We start from the raw sequence: 19593 nt of genomic DNA, 5'->3' as shown, positions 1-19593 counted from the left end.
GGTCGCGCCATGGATTCGCTTCGACGCATCGACCCACAAGGCCTGGCGCCGTCGGCGGCCGCTCGGCGCGGCCGATGGCGGCGGCTGGCGTCTCCTGCGGTGTTTCATGGCTGGGCGGRCCGCATGGTGCCGTGGTTCGCGGCCCTGGCCGTGGTGCTCGCGGTGGTGGGGTTCGTGKTCGGCTTCCTCGTGGCGCCGACCGATCACCAGCAGGGCGAGATCTACCGCATCATCTTCATCCATGTGCCTGCGGCGTGGATGTCGATGTTCATCTACCTCGTGGCCGCGTTCCATGCCGCGATGGGGCTCGCCTTCCACACGCGGCTGTCGGCGCTGATGGCGCGGGCGCTGGCGCCCACGGGGGCACTTTTCACCGCCATCGCACTGTGGACTGGCGCGGTGTGGGGCAAGCCGACCTGGGGCACCTGGTGGGTGTGGGATGCGCGGCTGACTTCCGAGCTGATCCTGCTCTTTCTCTATTTGGGCTACCTGGGCCTGGTGTCGGCCGTCGACGATCCACGGCGCGCGGACCGCGGCGGCGCGATCCTGCTGCTGGCCGGCGTGGTCAACGTGCCTATCATCTATTTTTCGGTGCAGTGGTGGAACACCCTGCACCAGGGCGCGTCGATCAGCTTCACGGCCGCGCCCGCGATGGCGCACACCATGCTCGCGGGCATGCTGCTGATGGCGGGCGCATGCTGGGCCTATTCGGTGGCGGTGGTGCTGGCGCGCGTTCGCTGCCTGATCGTGGAGCGCGACACCTTGGCGAGGCGGCGATGAGCGGCAGCGACCCGACCCTGTACCTCCTCGCAGCCTACGGTGTCACTTCGGTGCTGATCGCCGCCGAGGTCTGGATGCTCGTGCGCCGCTGCCGCGCTCAATCCCGAACGTTATTACCTTCGGAGCTGCACGATGAAGCCTAGGACGCGGCGCCTGGCGATCATCGGCTCCGGACTGCTGGCGTTCGGGCTCGCCGCGCTGCTGGTGCTGAACGCGCTGCGCTCGAACCTCGTCTTCTTCTTCAGCCCGAGCCAGGTCGCTGCCAGCGCCGCGCCGCGCCATGGCGCCTTCCGCATCGGCGGGGTGGTGGAGAACGGCTCGGTGCAGCGGGGCCATGACGGCTTGACAGTCCGCTTCGTGGTGACTGATCTGGCGCAGCGCGTGCCGGTGAGCTACCGCGGTCTGTTGCCGGACCTGTTCCGCGAAGGCAAGGGCGTGGTGGTGGCGGGCCGATTGCTGCCCGACGGCTCCTTCGAGGCAACCCAGGTGCTGGCCAAGCACGACGAGAACTATATGCCGCCCGAGGCTGCGGGGGCCCTGGAGCAGGCGCGGCAGTCCCACACGGCGCCGACGCTGGAGGCGCCCCAATGATCCCCGAGCTCGGCGTCTTCAGCCTGGTGCTGGCTCTGCTGGTGGCGATGGTGCAGGGCAGCCTGCCGCTGGCGGGTGCGCACTGGGGCGTGACCGGCTGGATCCGGCTGGCGCGCCCGGCGGCGCTCGGCCAATTCATCTTCGCGGCCATCGCCTTCGCGTGCCTCGCATGGTGCTTCCTGGACAACGACTTCTCCGTTCTCTACGTGGCGTCGAACTCGCATGCCGACCTGCCCGCCGCCTACCGGTTTGCGGCCGTGTGGGGCGGGCACGAAGGCTCAATGCTGCTGTGGCTCTGCCTGCTGAGTGCATGGACCGTGGCGGTGGCGCTGTTCAGTCGGCAATTGCCCGAGGCCTACGTCGCGCGCGTGCTCGCGGTGATGGGGTGGCTCAGCGTGGGTTTTCTCCTCTTCCTGCTGTTTCTCTCGAATCCATTCACTCGTCTGATGCCGCCCGCGCTGCAGGGGCGCGACCTGAACCCGCTGCTTCAGGACCCGGGCATGGTGGTACATCCGCCGGTCCTCTACATGGGCTATGTCGGCTTCTCGGTCGCCTTTGCCTTTGCCATCGCGGCGCTGCTGTCGGGTGAACTCAACGCAGCGTGGGCGCGCTGGTCGCGCCCCTGGACCGTGGCCGCATGGATGTTCCTGACCCTGGGCATCCTGATGGGCAGCGCATGGGCCTACTACGTACTCGGCTGGGGCGGCTGGTGGTTCTGGGACCCGGTGGAGAACGCATCCTTCATGCCCTGGCTCGTGGGCACGGCGCTGATCCATTCGCTGGCGGTGACCGAGCAGCGCGGCGCCTTCCGCAGTTGGACCGTGCTGCTCGCCATCTGCACCTTCTCGCTGAGCCTGCTTGGGACATTCCTCGTTCGCTCCGGCGTGCTGACCTCGGTGCATGCCTTCGCGGTCGATCCGGGGCGCGGGCTCTTCATCCTGACCTTCATGGTCGCGGTGGTGGGCGGTTCGCTGCTGCTCTTCGGCTGGCGCGCGCCGCGCATCGGCCTGGGCGGGCGCTTCGGCCTGCTGTCGCGCGAGTCGCTGCTGCTGTCCAACAACGTGGTGCTGACGGTCGCGGCGATGTCGGTGCTCATCGGCACGCTCTATCCACTGGCGCTCGACGTGCTGTCGGGCCAGAAAATCTCCGTCGGGCCGCCCTACTTCGAGGCCGTGTTCGTGCCGATCATGGTGCCGGCGATCTTCCTCATGGGCGTGGGGCCGATTGCGCGCTGGAAGCATGCGCCGCTGCCCGAACTGGCGCGGCGCCTGCGCTGGGCCCTCGCTGCCAGTTGCGTGGCCGCGCTTCTGATGCCCTTCACGCTGCCGGCCGGCCAGCGGGGCTGGCCGGCGATGTCGACCTTTGCACTTCTGCTGGCGGCCTGGGCCGTGGCCAGCGCTGTGGCGCACGCCTGGCAGCGGCTGCGTGGCGCGCCCGGCGGCTGGCTCGAACGCGCGCGCCGCCAGCCGCGCGGTTGGTACGGCATGCTGGTCGCGCATGCGGGCATCGGCGTCTTCATCTTCGGCGCGACGATGGCCAACGGTTTCGAAAGGCGGCAGGAACTCAAGCTGAATCTGGGCGAGCAGGTTGCGCTTGCTGGCTTCGAGTTTCGGTTCGAAGGCATCGCGCCGGCCAGTGGGCCGAACTACGACGCGCAGCGCGCTACGGTGCAGGTGTCGCGCCACGGCAAGCCGGTCGTGACGCTGCATCCCGAGAAGCGCATCTATCGCGCCCAGCAGATGCCGTTGAGCCAGGCCGCCATCGACGTCGGCCTAACGCGCGATCTCTTCGTCGCGCTGGGCGAGCCGGCCAGAGACGCCGCGTGGACGATGCGCCTCCACGTCAAGCCCTTCATGGCGTGGATCTGGGCCGGCTGCCTGCTGATGGCCTTCGGGGGCTTGCTCGCGGCGACCGATCGCCGCTACCGCCTCGGCATGGCCGCGCGCAAGACCCGTGCGAACGGCGCCACGGCCGCGTTGCGGCCGCAGGAGGGCGCCTGATGCGGTTCAAGCTGCCTTTCGCGATCTTCATCGTGCTGGCGATCGTGCTGGCGGTGGGCTTGCGTCGCGATCCGAAGCTATTGCCTTCGGCGTTGATCGACAAACCGGCGCCCGAAATAGACCTTCCGTTGCTGCACGACCCCCAGCAACAGTTGAAGGTTGAAGGTCTGCGCGGGCAGGTCTGGTTGCTGAACGTGTGGGCCTCCTGGTGCGCACCCTGCCGCGACGAATTGCCAGTGCTGATGGAGCTCGCCGGCAAGGACGGCGTGGTGCTCTATGGCCTCAACTACAAGGACAAGAGCGACGCGGCGCGCACCTGGCTGCAGCGCTGGGGCAATCCTTATCGCGGGTCTGCAGTCGACAGCGACGGACGCGTCGGCATTGACTACGGGGTCTACGGCGTGCCGGAGACCTTCGTGATCGACCGCGCGGGCCGCATTCGCTACAAGCATGCAGGTCCGATCAGCGCCGACATTTGGCGCGACCGCCTGCTGCCGGTCGTGAAGAGCCTGCAATGAGCCGTTGGGCCTGCCTCATCCTGCTCTGGGCGCTGATGCACGGCGCGGACGCCGCCGGCACGATCGAGGACAGGGAGGCGCGACTCTCGGGCAGCCTTCGCTGCCTGGTGTGCCAGAACCAGACTCTGGCCGAGTCGAACGCGCCGCTGGCCGCGGACATGCGCCATCAGATCCGCGAGCAGCTCGGCCAGGGCCGCAGCGAGCAGCAGATCAGGGATTATTTCGAGGAACGCTACGGCGCCTTCGTGCGCTACGACCCTCCCTTCATGCCGTCCACCTGGCTGCTGTGGGTGGGACCCTTCGTGCTGCTCGCAGTGGGCTTCGCGGCGCTGTGGCGTGTGGTGCGCCGTCATGGCCGCTCGGAGCCCGCGCCGTTGACGCCGGCTGAACGGGAACGAGCGGCCGCGCTCCTGAAAGGGGACGCGCCGTGACGGTCCTGTGGCTGTCCGCCGTAGCGCTGCTGGTGCTGGCGCTGCTCTTCGTCGTGCCTCCGCTGCTCAGGGCATCGGCAGCGCGTCCGCTGGCGCAGGGTGATGCCGTGCGCAGGCTTCATGCGGAACAACTGGCCCGGATCGAGAAGGACTTCGAGTCCGATGCGCTGAGCGCGCAGGACCGCGCGCAGGCCATCGACGAACTGCAGCGGCAGGTGCTCGACGAGGCAACGCCATCGTCGCCGGGCACCGGGCTCGTGTTCCGGCCGTGGATGGGTTGGGGCGTCGCTGGCGTCTTGAGCGTCGGCCTGCCGGCCGCGGCGTTACTGCTGTATCTGCAGGTCGGCAATCCGATGGCCGCCGCGAGCCAGATGCTGGCGGCCGAGCGCTCGGGCTCGCATGAGGGCGAGGGCGGCGAGGTCGAGGCCATGGTCGGTGGATTGGCCGCACGGCTGCGCACCCAGCCCGACGATGTCGAAGGATGGATCGTGCTGGCACGCTCCTACGAATACCTGCAGCGCTACGACGACGCGGTGGTCGCCTACCAGAAGGCGATGGCGCTGGCGCCGAACCAGCCTCAGTTGCTGGCCGACTATGCGGACGCTTTGGCATCGGCCCGCGACGGCGATCTGGGCGGGCCGGCTCAGGCCGCCATCGATGCCGCGCTGGCCATTGACGCCGACCATCCGAAGGCGCTCGCGCTGGCCGGCATGGCCGCGTTCAAGCGCGGCGACCTCGTGCAGGCCCGGCAACGCTGGGAGCATGTGCTGTCCTTGCTGCCGCCGGACTCCGAGGCGGCCCAGAGGATCGGCGCCAACCTCGCCGAACTGGACGCGGCCAAGCAGTCGGCAGCGCCGCGCGTCGAAGCGGCGGGCAAGCGCGTCGGCGGCACCGTGTCCATTGCCACGGGATTGCGGGAAAGGACTACGCCGCAAGACACAGTGTTCGTGCTGGCTAAGTCCCCCGCCACCGGGCGCATGCCGGTCGCGGTGCTGCGCCTGCAAGTCAAGGATCTGCCTGCGAAGTTCGTGCTCGACGACACCCTGGCAATGTCACCGGACCTCCCGATCTCGCGCTTTGACGTGGTGACGATCGAGGTGCGCGTGACACGGTCGGGTCAGGCAGCGCCGCAGCCGGGTGACCTGACCGGCTCGGTGGCCGATGTGGCCTTGGGGCAGGACGCCGTCACGCTGGAGGCGGACAAGGTGATCCGGTGAAGGCCGGTGACATGGGCCTGACCGGACGCTTCACTACATATCGCCCGACCGCCGCAGTGCGCTGAACTGGTCGATAGTCGGTTTTCGCCCCAACTGTCCAGCAAGTGGGTATGGATGCCGGCTGTGCAAATGCATTTGCGCGGATTGGCGCGCGCGCTCCTGACGCGTGGCGCTCGGCCCAGGCTTCGGTGGACTCGGGACCGTGCGGGTGCGGTTACCGATTTGCTAGGAGGCAACGTGCAGCTGTCTGGAGACGCCCACCGCACGCAGCCCCCGGAGGTCGAAGCCAAGACCTAACGACTGCAGGACAAGATCAAGAACCTGCGCGAGCAGATGGAGCAGCTCGACGACACGAAGGAAGAGTTGTCCGGGACCTGAACGGAGCCTACGCGATCGCGCCGGTGATTGCCCCATAGAGAGAGCAGGAGCTGATTCGCGGCGGCAACACGCTCGTCGAGGCGCGTCCAAGCGGTTATCGTCGCCCCAACGCGCCGGCTCAATCCGGCTGAATCCCACCTTCGCACGCGCGCTTGGGGATGCCATTCGAAGTTTGCCCCTTTCCACGAGGACCGATGCGATGGCTCGACGCGAGCTGCCGTTCGCTGCGGTTGTCATCCTGAAGACGCTTGCCCGTTCACCGGTCGAGCCAACAGTTTCTCTGGTCACTGTATCTCCAGCGCCTGACGACCTCTCAAGTCGCTGGAGTCGAACCCTCTAGAGCCCCTGCTCGCCCGTCGCCCGGATCTCCACGCGCCGGTTCGGCTCAAAGCAGGCGATCAGCGCGGTGCGATTCTTCGCCTTGCCTTGCGCTCTGCACTCTTGCTCGGTGATCTTGAGCTCGGTCTCGCCGCGGCCTTCGGTCTGTATGATGTTCGCAGGCACCCCTTGCGCGACCAGGTAGTCACGCACGGAGGTGGCGCGCGCCACGGACAGGCGCTGGTTGAACTCGACACCGCCGATCGGATCGGTGTGCCCTACGATCAAGATCGAGCGTAGCCGGATGCCCGAGGACCTGAGCTCCTGCAGAGTGCTGTCGATCCGTGCCCGGCCGGCCGGCGTCAGGTCCGACTTGGCAAAGGCGAAGGTGCCATCGGCCTTGAGTTCAAAGTTGCGCGCGGCCGGAGGCGGAGGCGGCGGTGGAGGCGGCGGCATCACTGCTGGCGGCGGCGATGGCGGACGTGCCTGCGCCACCACGGGCGGCGGACCGAAGGGGATCTGCAAGCCCACGGTGAACATCCAGTCGTTCATCTGCTGGCGGCTTGCCAGCCTGACGTTGCTAGCGTTGTCGACATAGCGGTAGCGTGCATCGGCCATCAGGCGGCCCCAGGACGAAAACGGCCAGACCACGCCCAGCCCCGCATTGGCGGTGAAGCTGGTGTGGCTGCTGCTGCTGGCGAACAGGGTATCCACCTTGTTGTCGAGCGCGCCGATACCGCCAACGACATAAGGCTGCACGCTGTTGGACTGCCAGCGGTTGATCCCCTGGCGGCCCAGGAAGAACCACTGCGCATCGATCGTGCCGCTGAGGTTCTTGTACTTGTCGTAAGTGTTGAAGACGCCGAAGGCAGTGCCGAACTTGCTGTCGAGCTCCTCGTACTGCACGCGCCCCTCGATGTTCCAGTAAGGATTGATCGGCTTGCCGATCGAAACGCCTCCGCCCCAGCCGTTCTTCGCATTCCAGTTGTTGTCCGGATGGACGTAGGTGCCGAATGGCGTGATGTACCAGCGGTTGTCGAAGTACTGATCCGGTGCGAAGCTGGTCTGGGCCAGAGAGACACCGCACGGAATGGCGAGTACGCAGCAAGCTGCAAGGGCGCGTCGATCGAACATAAAGACTCCTCAGTTGTTGACGTTGATGAGAGCCTCAGCCGAAGCCGGACGAATCCACGATAGAGGCGACCTTGGCAGTTCGATGCGTTGAGACGTCACCAAACGTTGTGTAATCACCAGTTATCGACATCATTGTTTCAATTAAGTCAGAACCAACTACCAATGGTTGCTCATTGGCAACGTGTGCATTGATGCCGAACTAAGTCGCAAAAGCGTGTTTGTGGAACGGACGATGTATAGATTCGCATCAACTGACAAACGTCAATGCGCGCTCACTCCATGGGTGCCTAAACTGCCGACCGCCCAAGGACGGAACAACATGTTGCCTCGAGCCGCCTGGACAAAAGGGCGGCGCACACATTGAATTTTTCAGGGACTTTGCATTGACGGTATTCATCCTGCATGCTCGCGGGCTCGGAAGGAAACTCCATGAAGATGAAGATGCATAGATTGGTGGCCTCCTTCGTTGTTGCGTCCGCGTCCCTTATGGGCGCTGTGGAGAGCGCAACAGCGGCGGACCAGTGGTTCGTGCTCGGCGAGCAGACGATCAAATCCTCGGACCCCAGCGCGCAGGTCAAGAGCGAAGGCGGTCGATGGGACAAGGACGTCAAACAGGTGAAGTTGTCAGCAGAGGGTGCCGACGTTCAGATCACGCAGCTTGTGCTCAACTGGGACAACCGCAGAGACGACACGGTGAAGGATGTTGGCGTTATTAAGGCAGGCGGACAGACCGCCGCAGCAGATGCTCCGGGTCGCAAAGGGCGACTGACGGCAGTCACGGTCCAGTACAAGATCCTCGGCGACAAGCCATCAGCCACCCTCAAGGTCTGGGGCTTGGACTGAGACGAGGCGAGCGCCAGCGCTCGTGTGCAGGAGACGGCCTGCCTTCTTCATGAGGTGCGAAGCGCACAAATTGCAATCCACTGAGGGCGCGTGCGCAATATGCGTTGAACGTCCGCGCACCCAGGACCCACACCATGAAGACTCGCGAGTTGCGACTCGATAGGTTTGCTGTTTCGCGTTCTTGATATGGAGCCATCATCATGAAACTTGTCCTGCCCGCTCTGGTTCTTGCAGTCTCTGGGTGTGCGAGCCAACCAACGTCATCACCATCACCCTTGCCATCGGAGGTGCGTCCTGTCGGTCAGAGCCAGCTTCCCCCCAAGGCAGCCGCTGCATGCATCGCGCAGAAATGGGCCACAGGTACCCGGCAGACTGTCTACACGCAGTACGTCTATGCGAATGACACGGCATTCGATGTCTTCGTTCCGGGTCAGATGCCACCAAGCGGCTCCGCCGCCATGGTGCGCCCGGCGACCAATGGATCCGGCTCGATGGTTGGTTTCCGCGGCCCAGAGACGAGCGTGACCGGCGTCATCGGGCAGTGCCAATCCTGATCTCCGTGTTCGATTGAAGACCAGCGCCAGTACCCGCCGCCCAACTGCCGACAGCGCACCTTCGAGACCAACCACCAGGGTGGCCGCGCCTACTGGGACTCTCTCGGCCGCAAACCCTGGCGGAGCAAATCAGACCTTCAGGATTTGTCGAGGCCGTATGCTGCTTCGATCGCATCGAGCGCAGCGCGGGCGAGTTCCACAGCGGCCTTGAGATCGCGTGGCTGCTCATCCCAAACCTCGCCGTCCGGCGGGGCCAATTCAAGCGAAATCCGCTCAGCGGCGGTTTCCCATCTCACCCAAGCGAGCGCCTGTACCTCGTTTTTGTCCATGTAATCCTTTGCAGACGGTGCCGATCCTATCGATAGGGGGCATCGCGCCGAACGTCGGGCCATATTCCTGAGTGTCTCGCTCAGGCGGCACTTGTTTCTACTTGCGTGTTTCGTGTTTTGGCTTTGGGCGAGATTATTTTTGGCGCTATTTGAAGAGCGCTCGCGCCAAGTGAATACAAGCCGCGTCATTGTCGAGATGAAGGAGATCAAGAGGTTGCAGTGCGGTGCATGTGGGTCACGCGTCCGGCCCGAAGCATACGGGTGTCTCTTTGAACTGGCAGGGTCCGGCGCGGCGAGTCGACGGTGGTGTTCCGCTTGCAGCAGCTTCAGAGTTGGCAGCCGCATCCGGATCTCCGAAGCTCTTGAGCAAACGCAATGCGCCCCGGCGCTGTTGACCCTTTTGCTGGCGCGTCCTCCCACGGACGTCTACCTCATCTACACCCCGATGATGCTGGGGCTGATTGGCGGCTTCGTGCGCCTGCCGCGCCTGCTGCAACGATGCCGTAAGCAGTTTGGTGAACAACTCTGGCGTTCGACCAACAGACCAATGAGCCACGAGGTGCCTCACTTGTTCGGGAGCGTCTTGATCGCTCTGTGGCGATCGCAGCCGATGTCCTGAGCTTCCATCGGAAGACCCATGCGTGCGATGCGCATCGGCTCCGGTTCCCCTGAGATCGTGACTACGACCCGGGTCCAGCCGTCTGCGGTCTTGCCGAAAACCGCCGTCCCTTCAACCCCAGCAGTCCGCACGGAGCGGAGGATCCGGGCGTCGTTGACCGCAAAATCCTCCGGCGCGTAGACGAACGGAATGGTCTCGGTTGCGCCCATGCGCCCATCCTACCGCCTCGCGCGGCAGTCTGGCGGCCGATTCCAGTTCGAGCGAGTCTTCGTGTGCCGCGGCCGCCGCCAAGGATCCCCGACCCGCCGGCCGGACTCTTGCGCGGTGCTGAACCCGAACTGCTGCGGCGGCGCTGTAGAGACTGACAGGGAAGCCCTCATGGAAGTCCTCATGTCAGGTCGATCGAATCGCGGCGATCGCCGACCACCTATCGAGCAACTGCGACCTGCTGGCGACGAACTCGGATTGAAATTCGTTCACTTCGGCAGTGATTGGTGCGACCATGACGCGAGCGGCAATGGAAGCTCGTTTGTCCGTGGGAGGTTTCTTGTCTCTGACCGTTCAAGGGCAACGAAGGCGGCTTGGTGCGACACTTGGACCTCGGTCTCAATCCATCAACCTTGGAGAACGCAAATGATCGACTCGAGAGGCGGAAACTGGCACCGGGCAGGCGGAATGCTGGCCGCGGTCGGACTCCTGATGCTATCGGGGGCTGCCCTGGCCACCGATCAGTCGCAACAGCGTCAGCAAGGCAGAGACGCGAACCAGGCGGCGAAACAGGACGCGCGTTCGGACAAGGTCGACTGCCGGGCCGAAAACCAGAAGAGCAACGCTCAGTGCCGGCAAGACAAGCACGAGACCAAGCAGGGCGGACGCCAGGAAAAGCGCGACACCAAGTACTAACGGGCTATCACCCATCGCATTGCCCGGCGGCAGCCGTGCGATCAACGAATGCTTGCCAGGAGATGAGTGGCGGCACGTGATCAATTCGCAATTGGGCGCGAAAGGCACGTTTCTGACTTCTGCGGCCATCATCAACATGTCCAAAGATCGAGGCAACCGTTTCCACCTTACGGAGGCCGTCATGTGAGGCCACGCAGGACCAGCTCGCCCACAACGCGGGACGCGCTTTTCGCGCAGAAGAACGCCTGAGACCTCATGGCCAAATGAGAGATCGAGCGGTCTTGCCCTTTACAAAGCGCAGGCGCAAAAACTGGAACCGAGTCCTCAAGGGGATTGTTCAAGGCAGTCCTTGGGCCCGCTTCGAGCGGGCCATTTTCGGTCAGACTTGAGTGAGTGGCCCGGTCGGCGGCAACCGCGAGCGGCGAGGAAATTCGGAGCTTGACCTCCACCGACATCGTGCTGGATTCGGCGTGCGCTAAGGGTCACCCCAACAGTACCGGACACTTGATCTGACTTCGGCCTCAGGCTCCTTCCAGTTAGGCCAGCAGTTCAATGCAGTGAGCGGATAAAGTTCGGCCGACCTCCATTCGACGTTCGGCAGTGCTCGCAGGAGTCACTGCCGGTCAACCTGTTCTTCAAGAACCGGTCGACTTCGATCTCGCAGTGCTCGATCAAACATCAGGGTGTCTTCGAATGCGCAGTGGTCGGAATTCYCGACGAGGCCAGGGGCGAGGCTGTCAAGACCGTGGTGGTTCGCTCAGACCCGGGACTGGGTGAACGACATCCGCGCGCACTGCGCAAGGCCCTGGTTCCCGAATCCACGGTCCGCAAGATCCTGCGCCCAGGCCTGCGATAGCTGGGCACCCACCGCGCGACCTCAACGGCGCGGCAGCGCGGCTTCGCTGATCTGCTTGAGGCGCGTCAGCGATTCCTGAAGGGCGCTATCCAGCGATGGTTGCAGCCTAGCAGGGACTAAGGGCCATTGAAGGTCCTGTGCCCCTCTGGCAGCTTTCCGGCGCCGATTTCATGCTCGTGAATGTCGCTGATGGGCCCGAAGCTCCGATTCGCGCCTTGTGGAAGCTGTCGTCCGCGCACGATGCCGCCCTGCTCATCCGCTGCCACCCATGCTGAAGTTATCGCGACGTCGGCGAGGTCAAGTTCCAAAGTAGACCGGCCGTTCGTCAAGAAAAGGGCCAAGGTCGGGTTTCGGCGACCGCTGTCATTCGGCAGAGAAATTCGAACGACAGCAACAGTCTTTCTGAGACGTTCACCGCAAAAATCAGGCGTGACGCGCGCCGGAAAGGCCTCCCCCAGCTGCCGCGCCCGCTTGATCTCATCGGTATGAAGGTAGACGTCCCCGCTCCGTTGATGTCCAAGGGCTGCGCGAGGACTAACAACTCGCTCGCCAACTGCACATCACAGATCGCTGCCGAGCGGCTTGGCAGTCGTGAGGTTGATGAGGAGTTCGAAACTCGATCAGAGACTCGCTCTTAACCTTGGCGATCTCCTTCGGTTGCAGGCAGAACAGAATCTTGCGGCTGGCTCAAGCCTCTCCACTGCAAATGAGAAAGAGACTCCAAGCAGAGCGACTCCGAATCGCGTTCGGCACGCGCCTGCCCGCAGTGGCAGCGCGCCACTTCCATTGCAGGCCGTCCCAATAGGCGAACCGTGCAGGGCGAGGATCACCCTCAATCCTGTCGAGCCACCGGTGCCGATGCGCGAGATTCCGCTTATCACGCTTGACGCGTTGCCTGCATTGATGCTGCCGGTGGTGTTGCTGTTCGGCATCTACCGCGGCGTCATGACGCCGACCGAAGGCGCTGCCGCCGCAGCCGCCTATGCGCTGCTGGCGTCCGCAGTCATCTATCGCTCGATGACTTGGCGGCAGCTCTACAACGTGTTGCTGGGAAGCGCGCGGTCCACCACCTCGGTGGGCATGCTGATCGCCGGGGCCCTGGTCTTCAACTACGTGGTCACGATCGAGCAAGTCCCGCTGTCGGTGCAGCAGTTCATCAGCGGCTTACACCTGACGCCGCTCGTCTATTTTGCTGCTCGTGAAGGCCACGGCACTGCCCGCGCCTGCGATGTTGAACAGGTTCGGGAAGCCGGCCACCTCCAAGCCGGGTAATTCAATCGCCCGTCGCGCCACTTGTCCTGGATGCCGAGGCCGCCCTGGCGCGCAGGTCCAGCCGCATCAGTGTGCCAGTGACGGCGTCAAAACCGGTGGCCAGCACCAGCGTGCCGGATTGATTGGACACGCGCCAGACGCCCCATCACACTACTCTGGTGACCAAAGCGACGTCAAATAGTGTTGACAAGTCTGTGTCCCGCCCCACTGGGGTGGTGTCGCGGCGCGCGGTCTTCGCAGCCGGATGCGCCTTCGCCGCCTCATTCGTCGCGTCGGGTGCGCAGGGACAGACGCCATATCCTTCTCGGCCAGTGCGCTTGGTCGTACCCTTTCCCGCCGGCTTCTCGCCGGACGTGGTCGCGCGACTATGGGGCGAACGTTTCGCCAAGTCGACGGGCCAAACCGTCGTCGTTGAAAACCGCCCGGGCGCGGGCACGATCATCGGGGCGCAGGCCGTGGCCGCTGCCCCAGCTGATGGATACGCGCTGCTTTGGACGGTCAACAACACGTTCTCCATCAACCCCTTCATCTACCGCAGCCTGCCGTACCGCGCCGAGGATTTTGTCCCCATCACGCGCATTCTGTCGGTGCCATTCGTGCTCATCGTCTCCGCCGAGTCGTCGATACATCGCCTCGGCGATCTGGTCCAGGCAGGCAGGGACCACCCGGGGGCGCTGAACTACGCCAGTTCCGGCATCGGCACCTCGACGCATGTGATCATGGCGCGGTTGCTGAATACGGCCGGCATCACGATGACGCACGTGCCTTACAAGGAGTCCTACCTCCCCGACGTGATCGAACAGCGCATCGCAGTTGCATTCGAGCCCAGCACCACGGCGATGGGAGACCTGAGGGGTGGCAAGGTTCGGGCACTCGGTGTGTCGAGCAGGTCGCGGCTCGAGGTCTTGAAGGACGTGTCCGCAATCGCCGAGACCTTTCCCGGCTTCGTCGGCGAATCATGGCAGGGGATCTTCGCCCCCAAGGGCACATCTGGCAATGTCGTGGCCACAATAGTCGAGCAGTCACAGCGCATCGTCGAGGATCGCGAGTTTCGCGCGACGCTGACCGACTATGGCCTTGTGCCAATCGGCGGCACATCGGCCGAGTTCCAACAGTTCCTTGTGGAAGACGCACGCGCCTGGGCTCAGGTGGTGAAAGCAAACAACATCACCGTCAATTGATGCCGATGTAATCGACACCGGGAAGCTAGCTCTCCAGGAATGACCTCACCTGCTCGAGAAACTGCCGGGACGCTGGCTCGGTCTCGAAGAACAGGTGATTGCGCCCATCCAGGGCGACGAAGCGCGCTCCGCAGATGCCTGCTGCCATGCGCCGGCCGGCTTCGAATGGAACGCGAGCGTCACCTCGTGCGTGCATGACCAGTGTCGGCACGCAGACACGTGCCAGCAGAGCACTGACGTCGATTTCGCCCGCGGTTTCGAACATTCGTGCAGCCATGTCCGCCGACACGGTGATCCGTTGCAACTCATTGAACCAGTCGGCCTGTTCCTTGGTCGCGTCGGGGACGAACTGGGAGGTGAAAAGCTGACGAAAGGCCGGGTTGTCCTTTCCCCACCCCACCCGCATCAGCGTCAGCAGCGCGGCATCCTCTTCGATTTGCCCCGCTGTGCGAACGCGCTTCTTCGCGCCCTTCGCGAAGCCTCCGTAGAGAATCAGATGCGAGACCCGTTCAGGATGTCGGACCGCGTAGGCGATCGCGACCGCACACCCTTGGGAGATACCCAACAGAGCGAAGCGATCGATTCCGAGCGCCTCGACCACCGCCTCCAAGTCACTGACGTAAGCGTCGAACGAGATGTCCGCTTCACGGTCCGACAGCCCGTTGCCGCGCGCATCGTATCGGGCAAGCAAGTGTCCTTTCGCCAGATCGCGGAAGAGATGGCCCCAAATCGGGCTTTGGAGGTCGTACTCCAGGTGAGTCATCCAGTTGCCTGTCTTCAACAGCGCCGGGCCTTGCCCGATCTTCGAATAGGCAAGCTGAATTCCGTCGAAAGCGCTGCAGAAGTGGATCTCCTGGTCGAGGACGGCGGCATCGGGAGACCTCAGAGAGGATGCGTCGCCGTGCTGAGCGGGTGAGATGGCAAAGACATCCACCCGCTGCACAATGTTCTTCAAGGCACGCGGCCCCCATGACTCGAAGTTCGCCTTCAGGGTGTGGTTCACCTGCTCGTATACCTGGCGCGAGATGCAGATGCCGCCAGGCTCTGCGATGCCCTCGAGCCGTGCCGCCACGTTGACTCCGTCTCCGTATATGCGCGACTCGTCGTGAATCACGTCGCCGAGATTGATGCCGATTCGAAAAAGCATGCGACGACGCGTCGAGACACTCTCGTTGCGCGTCGCCATCACGCTCTGGATTTCGAGCGCGCACTCGGTTGCATTGATCACGCTTGGAAAATCAGCCAGGATGCCGTCACCGGCCGTATCTATGACGTGGCCACCATAGCGACTCACCAGGGGCAGCACGACGGCCTGATGGCTCTTGAGCGCGGCAACGGTCGCGCCTTCGTCTTCCCCCATCAATCGGCTATAGCCGGCGATGTCCGCCGCAAGAATTGCGGCGAGCCGACGATTGATCGTAGGCCCGCCCGCATTCGCATCCCCGGGCACGGCAGGGTCCCTGGTCATGGCACTTGCCTTGATAATGAGAGCCCATGGTATGCCCGATCCGGCGCTGCAGGCAATATCAGCGCTGAAGGAGGAAGAAGATGCAATCCGAACCGGTCCACTTCAGCGACGGCGTCGCCTACGAAGAATTCATGGGCCGGTGGAGCCAGCTGGTCGGCGACTCGTTCCTGCGCTGGCTCGAACCTTCGCCCGGCTGGCGCTGGCTGGACGTCGGCTGCGGCAACGGCGCTTTCACGCAAATGCTGGTCGAGCGCTGTGCGCCGGCTGCGGTTCAGGGCATCGACCCGTCGAGGGAGCAGATTGCCTACGCCCGCGAGCGAGCGGGCCGCGGCTCAGCGCGGTTTGATATCGGCGACGCGATGGCTCTGCCCTACGCCGACGCGAGCTTCGACGCCGCCGTCATGGCGCTGGTTATCTTCTTCGTTCCCGATCCGGCGAAGTCGGTCGCGGAGATGGTGCGCGTCGTGCGACCCGGCGGCAGCGTCTCGGCGTACTCCTGGGACATCCTCGGCGGGGCCTTTCCGTATGCGGCGTTGCAGGAGGAAATGGCCAAGCTCACGACGGCTCCACCGTGGCCGCCGAGCGTGGAGGCGGCCCGCATGGAGACGAAGAGGTCGCTCTGGACGAGCGCGGGCCTGACGCAGATCGAGACGCGACAGATCGAAGTCGAGCGAACGTACGCCGATTTCGATTCGTTCTGGCTGATCGCGCAGACCGGGCCGCGCCTAGCGACCAGCCTGGCAGCGATGCCGGAAGACGATCGTCAGCTCCTGAAGGAACGCCTGCGCGCCCGGCTGAGCGCCGACGCCGCCGGCCGGATCACGTACGGCGCGCGCGCCAACGCGATCAGGGGGCTGGTTGCGGCATAGCGCCGCGTCGGCTTTCCCTTCGCGATGTCGCCCCCATCGCCGTTGCCACCTGCCGAATTCATGGCCGACGTCGGCAAGGTCAGGTTCCGAAGTGCGGATGCAACCGGTCGATGCAACACACTGAAAACTGCCGTAGGCAGAAGGAGTGTTGCAGATGGCTTACCGGACGATTGCGTCGGAACTTGTCCTGTGCCCCTGCACAAGTGCGCTACTTCCTCGTCAATAGCACTTGTCCCATTTTCTCAAGTCTTTCCTTGAGGCTGCTGGCGATGACGCGGAGGGCACCGGGCAGTTCAAGCTCCATGATTGCTGTGGCATCGAGGACTTGGATCACGCCGGAGACGGTCTGACCCAAAGCCGCAACGCTGAAGATGAGCCGGTCGCCGCCCCAGCGCTCGCTGGGGGCCCCGCTGCTGCCGGGCAACAAGTTGATGATCTTCGCAAAATCGCCCTCGATGCGACGTCGCGCTCCGGCGCGGCCGAGCTGATGTGGAATGGTGATGATGATGGGCGATGCCACAGGCATAGGGTGCAGCGAATCGACGCGCTGGGCAAGGGCCTGCAGGGGACGGGGCAACTCCGCAGCGAAAGCGGCCCTTCAGGAAGGCAAGTACGGAAGACCGCTAGCCAGCGCTCTGCAGATTTCCTTTGCTGGGTACGCGAAGGCCACGTCCATCGGTTCAGGCTCGGCCGCGGACCATGTCGAGCAGGCGACCCACGATGCGCTCGCCATCGGCCCGCAGCCCGTTGTGTACGTACTCGTTGGTAACCCAGGCCCGCAGCCCACGAACGCCACGGGCCGTCTCCTCGGCAAATGATCGCTCCACGTAGACATCGTCGACGTACACGGTCGCTGCCATTGGGACCTCATTGCGGGCGAGGCGGTCAGCGTCGTACAGGCGCGGCCATGGATGCTGGGCCAGAAGCTGCGCCACCTCGCGGTGCGCGCGTAAGCCAGCGTAGTCGTCCCACATCCAAGGGAAGACGTGCTCTGCGCCAAGGAGGTCGCCGGTCATCGCCTCCTCGGGCGCGAGCCGGTGTGCCGACCAGCGAGTGGCACCCCCGTCGGCGTACGAGGACTCATGGAGCGTCGCGTAGATCGGATTGCGCTCCCAGGGTGACGCCATCTGCGCGTCGACCATGAATGCGGCCGAGCCGAAGGGCAGCTCGAGCAGGTGGTGAAGCCGTTCAAACCCAGCGCTGTCGCCGAGCCACATTCCGGTCTGCCGAAACCGACGCGATGTGAGCCGGTCGCCGTTGGGCAAGCGGACATCTTCCTCGTCGAGCCGGCGCAGGATCTTCCGCAAACGATCGAGGTCTCCTGGGTATCGGGCGTGATAGCGCTGGTTCGCTTCGCGCACACGCGCCCATGTCGCCGCGTAGACCTCGTCGACCGGCCGATTCGTGATCGGCGCGAGGCCGCCGGTAATCAATACCTCCCGCAGGCCCGCGGGCGCCAGCGACAGATAGGTGAGCGAGGTGAATCCCCCGAAACTCTGACCGAGCAGACTCCAGCAGTCGACGCCGAGTTCAGCGCGGATCAGTTCGAGGTCGCGCACGATCGAGTCGGCGCGAAAATGCGTGAGGTACTCGGCCTGATCGGCAGGCGCTGCTCCAGGAATGACTGGCCCGACGGGCGTAGAGCGCCCTGTGCCCCGCTGGTCAAGCAGCAGGACCCGGAAGTCCGCAAGGGCACGYGCCATCCACCCTGAGGGCGGGCTCGTCGGGCGGGCGGCCTCGAAGCCTGGGCCGCCCTGCAGGAACACGAGGTAGGGGCGATCAAGACCGCCGTCTGGCGCAGCAAGCTCGCGCGTGAACACACTGATCGTGCCACGCAGCGGGTCGCCGTGAACCAAGGGAACCGAGTGCTCGCGCTCGGTCAAAACTGCCCCGGGCATGCGGTAGGTCGTATCCATGGCTCGCATTAGAACCCGAACGCCCCCGGAGCGAGCGTCTCTGCGGCCCGGCGGCGAAAGCCGCCGTTCCTCTGGGTGAGCCCCGCCGTGATGGACGCGCTCCAGCCGGACAGGATCGGCGGGGGGCCCAACCGCGTCTGCGCACCACGAGGCGCGCACCCATGGTCGGCTAGCATCTCGGTATGAACCCAATGCCGTTCGAACTCGATCGCCTATACGGACTGGGTGCGAGCGCCTCGCACGGCGCTGCCCCAGCGGCGGCCCAGGGCGTTCGAGCGTTGGTGTTCGAGTTGAGGCCACCCGCGGGGTGGGCCCAGCTTTCTTCGGTGTGGATCGGCGTCCAATCGGACCTCGGCCTTCCTCCCCCTGCCATCGCGGTCTCAGGCGTCGACGCAGTGCAGCTCTGGTTCTCCCTTGCATCGCCGACGTTGCCGAGTGCCGGCGAGCTTTTCCTGCAGGGCCTGCGTGCACGGTATCTGCCGGACTTAGGATCGACCCACTTACGTCTGATCGCCGACGCGGCGCAACTCCCGTCCGCGCCGCCCTTGGAGACCAGCCCAGATCGCTGGTCTGCGTTCGTCGCCCCCGACTTGGCTTCGGTCTTTGCCGATATGCCGTGGCTGGACCTGGCCCCAAATGGCGAAGGGCAGGCAGCGCTTCTGCGCGCGCTCGAGCCCATCCGGCAAGTTGCCTTCGAAGCCGCGCTAAGACAGCTTGGCGTCTTGGAGGAAGTGCCAGCTGAGTTGAAGCTGTCCGGCTTGCCCGAAGTGCCCACCCACGATCAAGGGCGCGAAGACGCGGAGCGCTTCCTGAGACGCGTCATGAACGACGAATCGGTGCCTATGGCTTTGCGGATAGAAGCCGCAAAGGGCTTGCTTGGCCATGCCAAGCGTTCGTAGGCAGATCGCCGGACCATCAGGCAGATCCTTGGACAAGACTGCAATCTCGACTTTGGCTCGGTCAGCTGGATGTTTCTGGGCGGAAAGCATCGTTGACTATCGATGCTGAACTATTGGTCGCCGCAATCCGCACGGTCCGTCGTTCCGTGGGGCCTCCCACGGCAGCAGTGCATGCTTACAAAGAGGCAAGCCGTTCTGCTCGACGTAAGTGTTCTAGCTCTGAAGCGACGTCGCGTTTTCGGCCAGCCAAAGCTCCTCGCGACGAGCCGCTACGGCCGCGGCAACACCGGAGGTCATACGTCCAGCCGTTCTGGATGTCGCGACGCAGCGATAGGCCAAACCGGAACGACGGCAGTCTGCCGTCTACCCGACGGTCGGGATAGTCTTGAGAGTGTCGGAATCAAGATGGCCTTCCTCGGCTTCGCGAACAAATGCGAAGTGTCAACGACACAGTCGAATGTCTGATAAATCCCTTCCCAGTCCCCGGCCGCGACTGCGCGCGCCTTGACGCCGATCC

The 19593-nt window shown here is 64.3% G+C and carries 22 protein-coding genes; 15 read left to right on the top strand and 7 right to left on the bottom strand.

Annotated features, from left to right (window positions below; genetic code table 11):
- Nucleotides 1-9: 9 nt before the first annotated feature.
- The 7 genes from ccmC to ccmI are packed head-to-tail and all read left to right on the top strand — an operon-like array spanning nt 10 to nt 5537.
- Entirely contained in the window at nt 10-780 is a 771-nt protein-coding gene (ccmC, locus tag AC1DMA_RS19885) for a heme ABC transporter permease CcmC (RefSeq protein WP_478145291.1), read from the top strand.
- Nucleotides 777-923, top strand: a complete 147-nt coding sequence (locus tag AC1DMA_RS19880; protein WP_478126213.1) for a hypothetical protein — start codon at nt 777-779, stop codon at nt 921-923. Before ccmC ends, AC1DMA_RS19880 begins: the two co-directional genes overlap by 4 nt.
- Complete coding sequence (gene ccmE / locus AC1DMA_RS19875) at nt 913-1371, top strand: cytochrome c maturation protein CcmE (protein WP_478126214.1); 459 nt, start codon at nt 913-915, stop codon at nt 1369-1371. Before AC1DMA_RS19880 ends, ccmE begins: the two co-directional genes overlap by 11 nt.
- Nucleotides 1368-3371 (top strand): heme lyase CcmF/NrfE family subunit, encoded by a 2004-nt coding sequence (locus AC1DMA_RS19870; RefSeq protein WP_478145290.1) that lies wholly within the window; start codon nt 1368-1370, stop codon nt 3369-3371. The genes ccmE and AC1DMA_RS19870 overlap by 4 nt, the downstream gene beginning before the upstream one ends.
- Nucleotides 3368-3889 (top strand): DsbE family thiol:disulfide interchange protein, encoded by a 522-nt coding sequence (locus AC1DMA_RS19865; RefSeq protein WP_478145399.1) that lies wholly within the window; start codon nt 3368-3370, stop codon nt 3887-3889. The genes AC1DMA_RS19870 and AC1DMA_RS19865 overlap by 4 nt, the downstream gene beginning before the upstream one ends.
- Nucleotides 3886-4320, top strand: a complete 435-nt coding sequence (locus tag AC1DMA_RS19860) for a cytochrome c-type biogenesis protein (protein ID WP_478126216.1) — start codon at nt 3886-3888, stop codon at nt 4318-4320. Before AC1DMA_RS19865 ends, AC1DMA_RS19860 begins: the two co-directional genes overlap by 4 nt.
- A complete protein-coding gene (gene ccmI, locus AC1DMA_RS19855) occupies nt 4317-5537 on the top strand; it encodes a c-type cytochrome biogenesis protein CcmI (protein WP_478126217.1) in 1221 nt (406 codons plus the stop codon). Before AC1DMA_RS19860 ends, ccmI begins: the two co-directional genes overlap by 4 nt.
- A 714-nt stretch (nt 5538-6251) precedes the next feature.
- Here ccmI and AC1DMA_RS19850 read toward each other — a convergent pair.
- Nucleotides 6252-7367, bottom strand: a complete 1116-nt coding sequence (locus AC1DMA_RS19850; protein ID WP_478145289.1) for an OmpA family protein — start codon at nt 7365-7367, stop codon at nt 6252-6254.
- A gap of 429 nt (nt 7368-7796) precedes the next feature.
- On the opposite strand from AC1DMA_RS19850, the gene AC1DMA_RS19845 reads away from it, so the two are divergent.
- Both AC1DMA_RS19845 and AC1DMA_RS19840 read left to right on the top strand, forming a co-directional pair.
- Nucleotides 7797-8210, top strand: a complete 414-nt coding sequence (locus tag AC1DMA_RS19845; protein ID WP_478145288.1) for a hypothetical protein — start codon at nt 7797-7799, stop codon at nt 8208-8210.
- A 200-nt stretch (nt 8211-8410) separates the two neighbouring features.
- A complete protein-coding gene (locus AC1DMA_RS19840; protein ID WP_478126220.1) occupies nt 8411-8764 on the top strand; it encodes a hypothetical protein in 354 nt (117 codons plus the stop codon).
- A 137-nt stretch (nt 8765-8901) separates the two neighbouring features.
- Here AC1DMA_RS19840 and AC1DMA_RS19835 read toward each other — a convergent pair whose 3' ends face one another.
- Nucleotides 8902-9303, bottom strand: coding sequence for a hypothetical protein (locus tag AC1DMA_RS19835; protein ID WP_478145287.1), 402 nt, complete (start codon nt 9301-9303; stop codon nt 8902-8904).
- 354 nt (nt 9304-9657) lie between these two features.
- On the bottom strand, nt 9658-9921 hold the full coding sequence (locus AC1DMA_RS19830) for a hypothetical protein (protein WP_478145286.1): 264 nt from the start codon (nt 9919-9921) through the stop codon (nt 9658-9660).
- 424 nt (nt 9922-10345) lie between these two features.
- On the opposite strand from AC1DMA_RS19830, the gene AC1DMA_RS19825 reads away from it, so the two are divergent.
- The 3 genes from AC1DMA_RS19825 (at nt 10346) to AC1DMA_RS19815 (ending at nt 12743) form a co-directional block, all read left to right on the top strand.
- Nucleotides 10346-10615: a hypothetical protein gene (locus AC1DMA_RS19825; RefSeq protein ID WP_478145285.1), complete on the top strand. Its 270-nt coding sequence runs from the start codon at nt 10346-10348 to the stop codon at nt 10613-10615.
- A gap of 565 nt (nt 10616-11180) precedes the next feature.
- On the top strand, nt 11181-11471 hold the full coding sequence (locus AC1DMA_RS19820) for an AMP-binding enzyme (protein WP_478145398.1): 291 nt from the start codon (nt 11181-11183) through the stop codon (nt 11469-11471).
- A gap of 858 nt (nt 11472-12329) precedes the next feature.
- Complete coding sequence (locus AC1DMA_RS19815; RefSeq protein ID WP_478125831.1) at nt 12330-12743, top strand: TRAP transporter large permease subunit; 414 nt, start codon at nt 12330-12332, stop codon at nt 12741-12743.
- A 1-nt stretch (nt 12744) separates the two neighbouring features.
- On the opposite strand, the gene AC1DMA_RS19810 is transcribed toward AC1DMA_RS19815, so the two are convergent.
- Nucleotides 12745-12873, bottom strand: coding sequence for a hypothetical protein (locus AC1DMA_RS19810; protein ID WP_478125413.1), 129 nt, complete (start codon nt 12871-12873; stop codon nt 12745-12747).
- Here AC1DMA_RS19810 and AC1DMA_RS19805 point away from each other — a divergent pair.
- A complete protein-coding gene (locus AC1DMA_RS19805) occupies nt 12866-13924 on the top strand; it encodes a Bug family tripartite tricarboxylate transporter substrate binding protein (protein WP_478125412.1) in 1059 nt (352 codons plus the stop codon). The genes AC1DMA_RS19810 and AC1DMA_RS19805 overlap by 8 nt on opposite strands.
- Before the next feature lie 25 nt (nt 13925-13949).
- On the opposite strand, the gene AC1DMA_RS19800 is transcribed toward AC1DMA_RS19805, so the two are convergent.
- On the bottom strand, nt 13950-15392 hold the full coding sequence (locus tag AC1DMA_RS19800) for an alpha/beta fold hydrolase (RefSeq protein WP_478125411.1): 1443 nt from the start codon (nt 15390-15392) through the stop codon (nt 13950-13952).
- An 80-nt stretch (nt 15393-15472) separates the two neighbouring features.
- On the opposite strand from AC1DMA_RS19800, the gene AC1DMA_RS19795 reads away from it, so the two are divergent.
- A complete protein-coding gene (locus tag AC1DMA_RS19795) occupies nt 15473-16261 on the top strand; it encodes a class I SAM-dependent methyltransferase (protein WP_478125410.1) in 789 nt (262 codons plus the stop codon).
- Nucleotides 16262-16469: 208 nt separating this feature from the next.
- On the opposite strand, the gene AC1DMA_RS19790 is transcribed toward AC1DMA_RS19795, so the two are convergent.
- Nucleotides 16470-16781, bottom strand: a complete 312-nt coding sequence (locus AC1DMA_RS19790) for a polyhydroxyalkanoic acid system family protein (protein WP_478125409.1) — start codon at nt 16779-16781, stop codon at nt 16470-16472.
- Between the two features lie 160 nt (nt 16782-16941).
- Nucleotides 16942-18177, bottom strand: coding sequence for an alpha/beta fold hydrolase (locus AC1DMA_RS19785; RefSeq protein WP_478125408.1), 1236 nt, complete (start codon nt 18175-18177; stop codon nt 16942-16944).
- 182 nt (nt 18178-18359) lie between these two features.
- Here AC1DMA_RS19785 and AC1DMA_RS19780 point away from each other — a divergent pair, with 182 nt between their 5' ends.
- Nucleotides 18360-19076 (top strand): hypothetical protein, encoded by a 717-nt coding sequence (locus tag AC1DMA_RS19780; protein WP_478145284.1) that lies wholly within the window; start codon nt 18360-18362, stop codon nt 19074-19076.
- Nucleotides 19077-19593: the final 517 nt, after the last annotated feature.

The sequence above is a fragment of the Variovorax sp. 05N34 genome (assembly GCF_056397405.1).
Note: the sequence above shows the minus strand (reverse complement) of the source record. Positions and strands in the feature narration are given on the sequence as shown.

Excerpts from the sequence above, each read along its gene's own strand:
- AC1DMA_RS19880 (WP_478126213.1), top strand. The coding sequence starts at position 777 with ATGAGCGGCAGCGACCCGACCCTGTACCTCCTCGCAGCCTACGGTGTC.
- ccmE (WP_478126214.1), top strand. The coding sequence starts at position 913 with ATGAAGCCTAGGACGCGGCGCCTGGCGATCATCGGCTCCGGACTGCTG.
- AC1DMA_RS19850 (WP_478145289.1), bottom strand. The coding sequence starts at position 7,367 with ATGTTCGATCGACGCGCCCTTGCAGCTTGCTGCGTACTCGCCATTCCG.
- AC1DMA_RS19845 (WP_478145288.1), top strand. The coding sequence starts at position 7,797 with ATGAAGATGAAGATGCATAGATTGGTGGCCTCCTTCGTTGTTGCGTCC.
- AC1DMA_RS19795 (WP_478125410.1), top strand. The coding sequence starts at position 15,473 with ATGCAATCCGAACCGGTCCACTTCAGCGACGGCGTCGCCTACGAAGAA.
- AC1DMA_RS19860 (WP_478126216.1), top strand. The coding sequence starts at position 3,886 with ATGAGCCGTTGGGCCTGCCTCATCCTGCTCTGGGCGCTGATGCACGGC.
- AC1DMA_RS19780 (WP_478145284.1), top strand. The coding sequence starts at position 18,360 with ATGAACCCAATGCCGTTCGAACTCGATCGCCTATACGGACTGGGTGCG.
- AC1DMA_RS19815 (WP_478125831.1), top strand. The coding sequence starts at position 12,330 with ATGCGCGAGATTCCGCTTATCACGCTTGACGCGTTGCCTGCATTGATG.
- AC1DMA_RS19840 (WP_478126220.1), top strand. The coding sequence starts at position 8,411 with ATGAAACTTGTCCTGCCCGCTCTGGTTCTTGCAGTCTCTGGGTGTGCG.
- AC1DMA_RS19830 (WP_478145286.1), bottom strand. The coding sequence starts at position 9,921 with ATGGGCGCAACCGAGACCATTCCGTTCGTCTACGCGCCGGAGGATTTT.
- AC1DMA_RS19800 (WP_478125411.1), bottom strand. The coding sequence starts at position 15,392 with ATGACCAGGGACCCTGCCGTGCCCGGGGATGCGAATGCGGGCGGGCCT.
- AC1DMA_RS19825 (WP_478145285.1), top strand. The coding sequence starts at position 10,346 with ATGATCGACTCGAGAGGCGGAAACTGGCACCGGGCAGGCGGAATGCTG.
- AC1DMA_RS19870 (WP_478145290.1), top strand. The coding sequence starts at position 1,368 with ATGATCCCCGAGCTCGGCGTCTTCAGCCTGGTGCTGGCTCTGCTGGTG.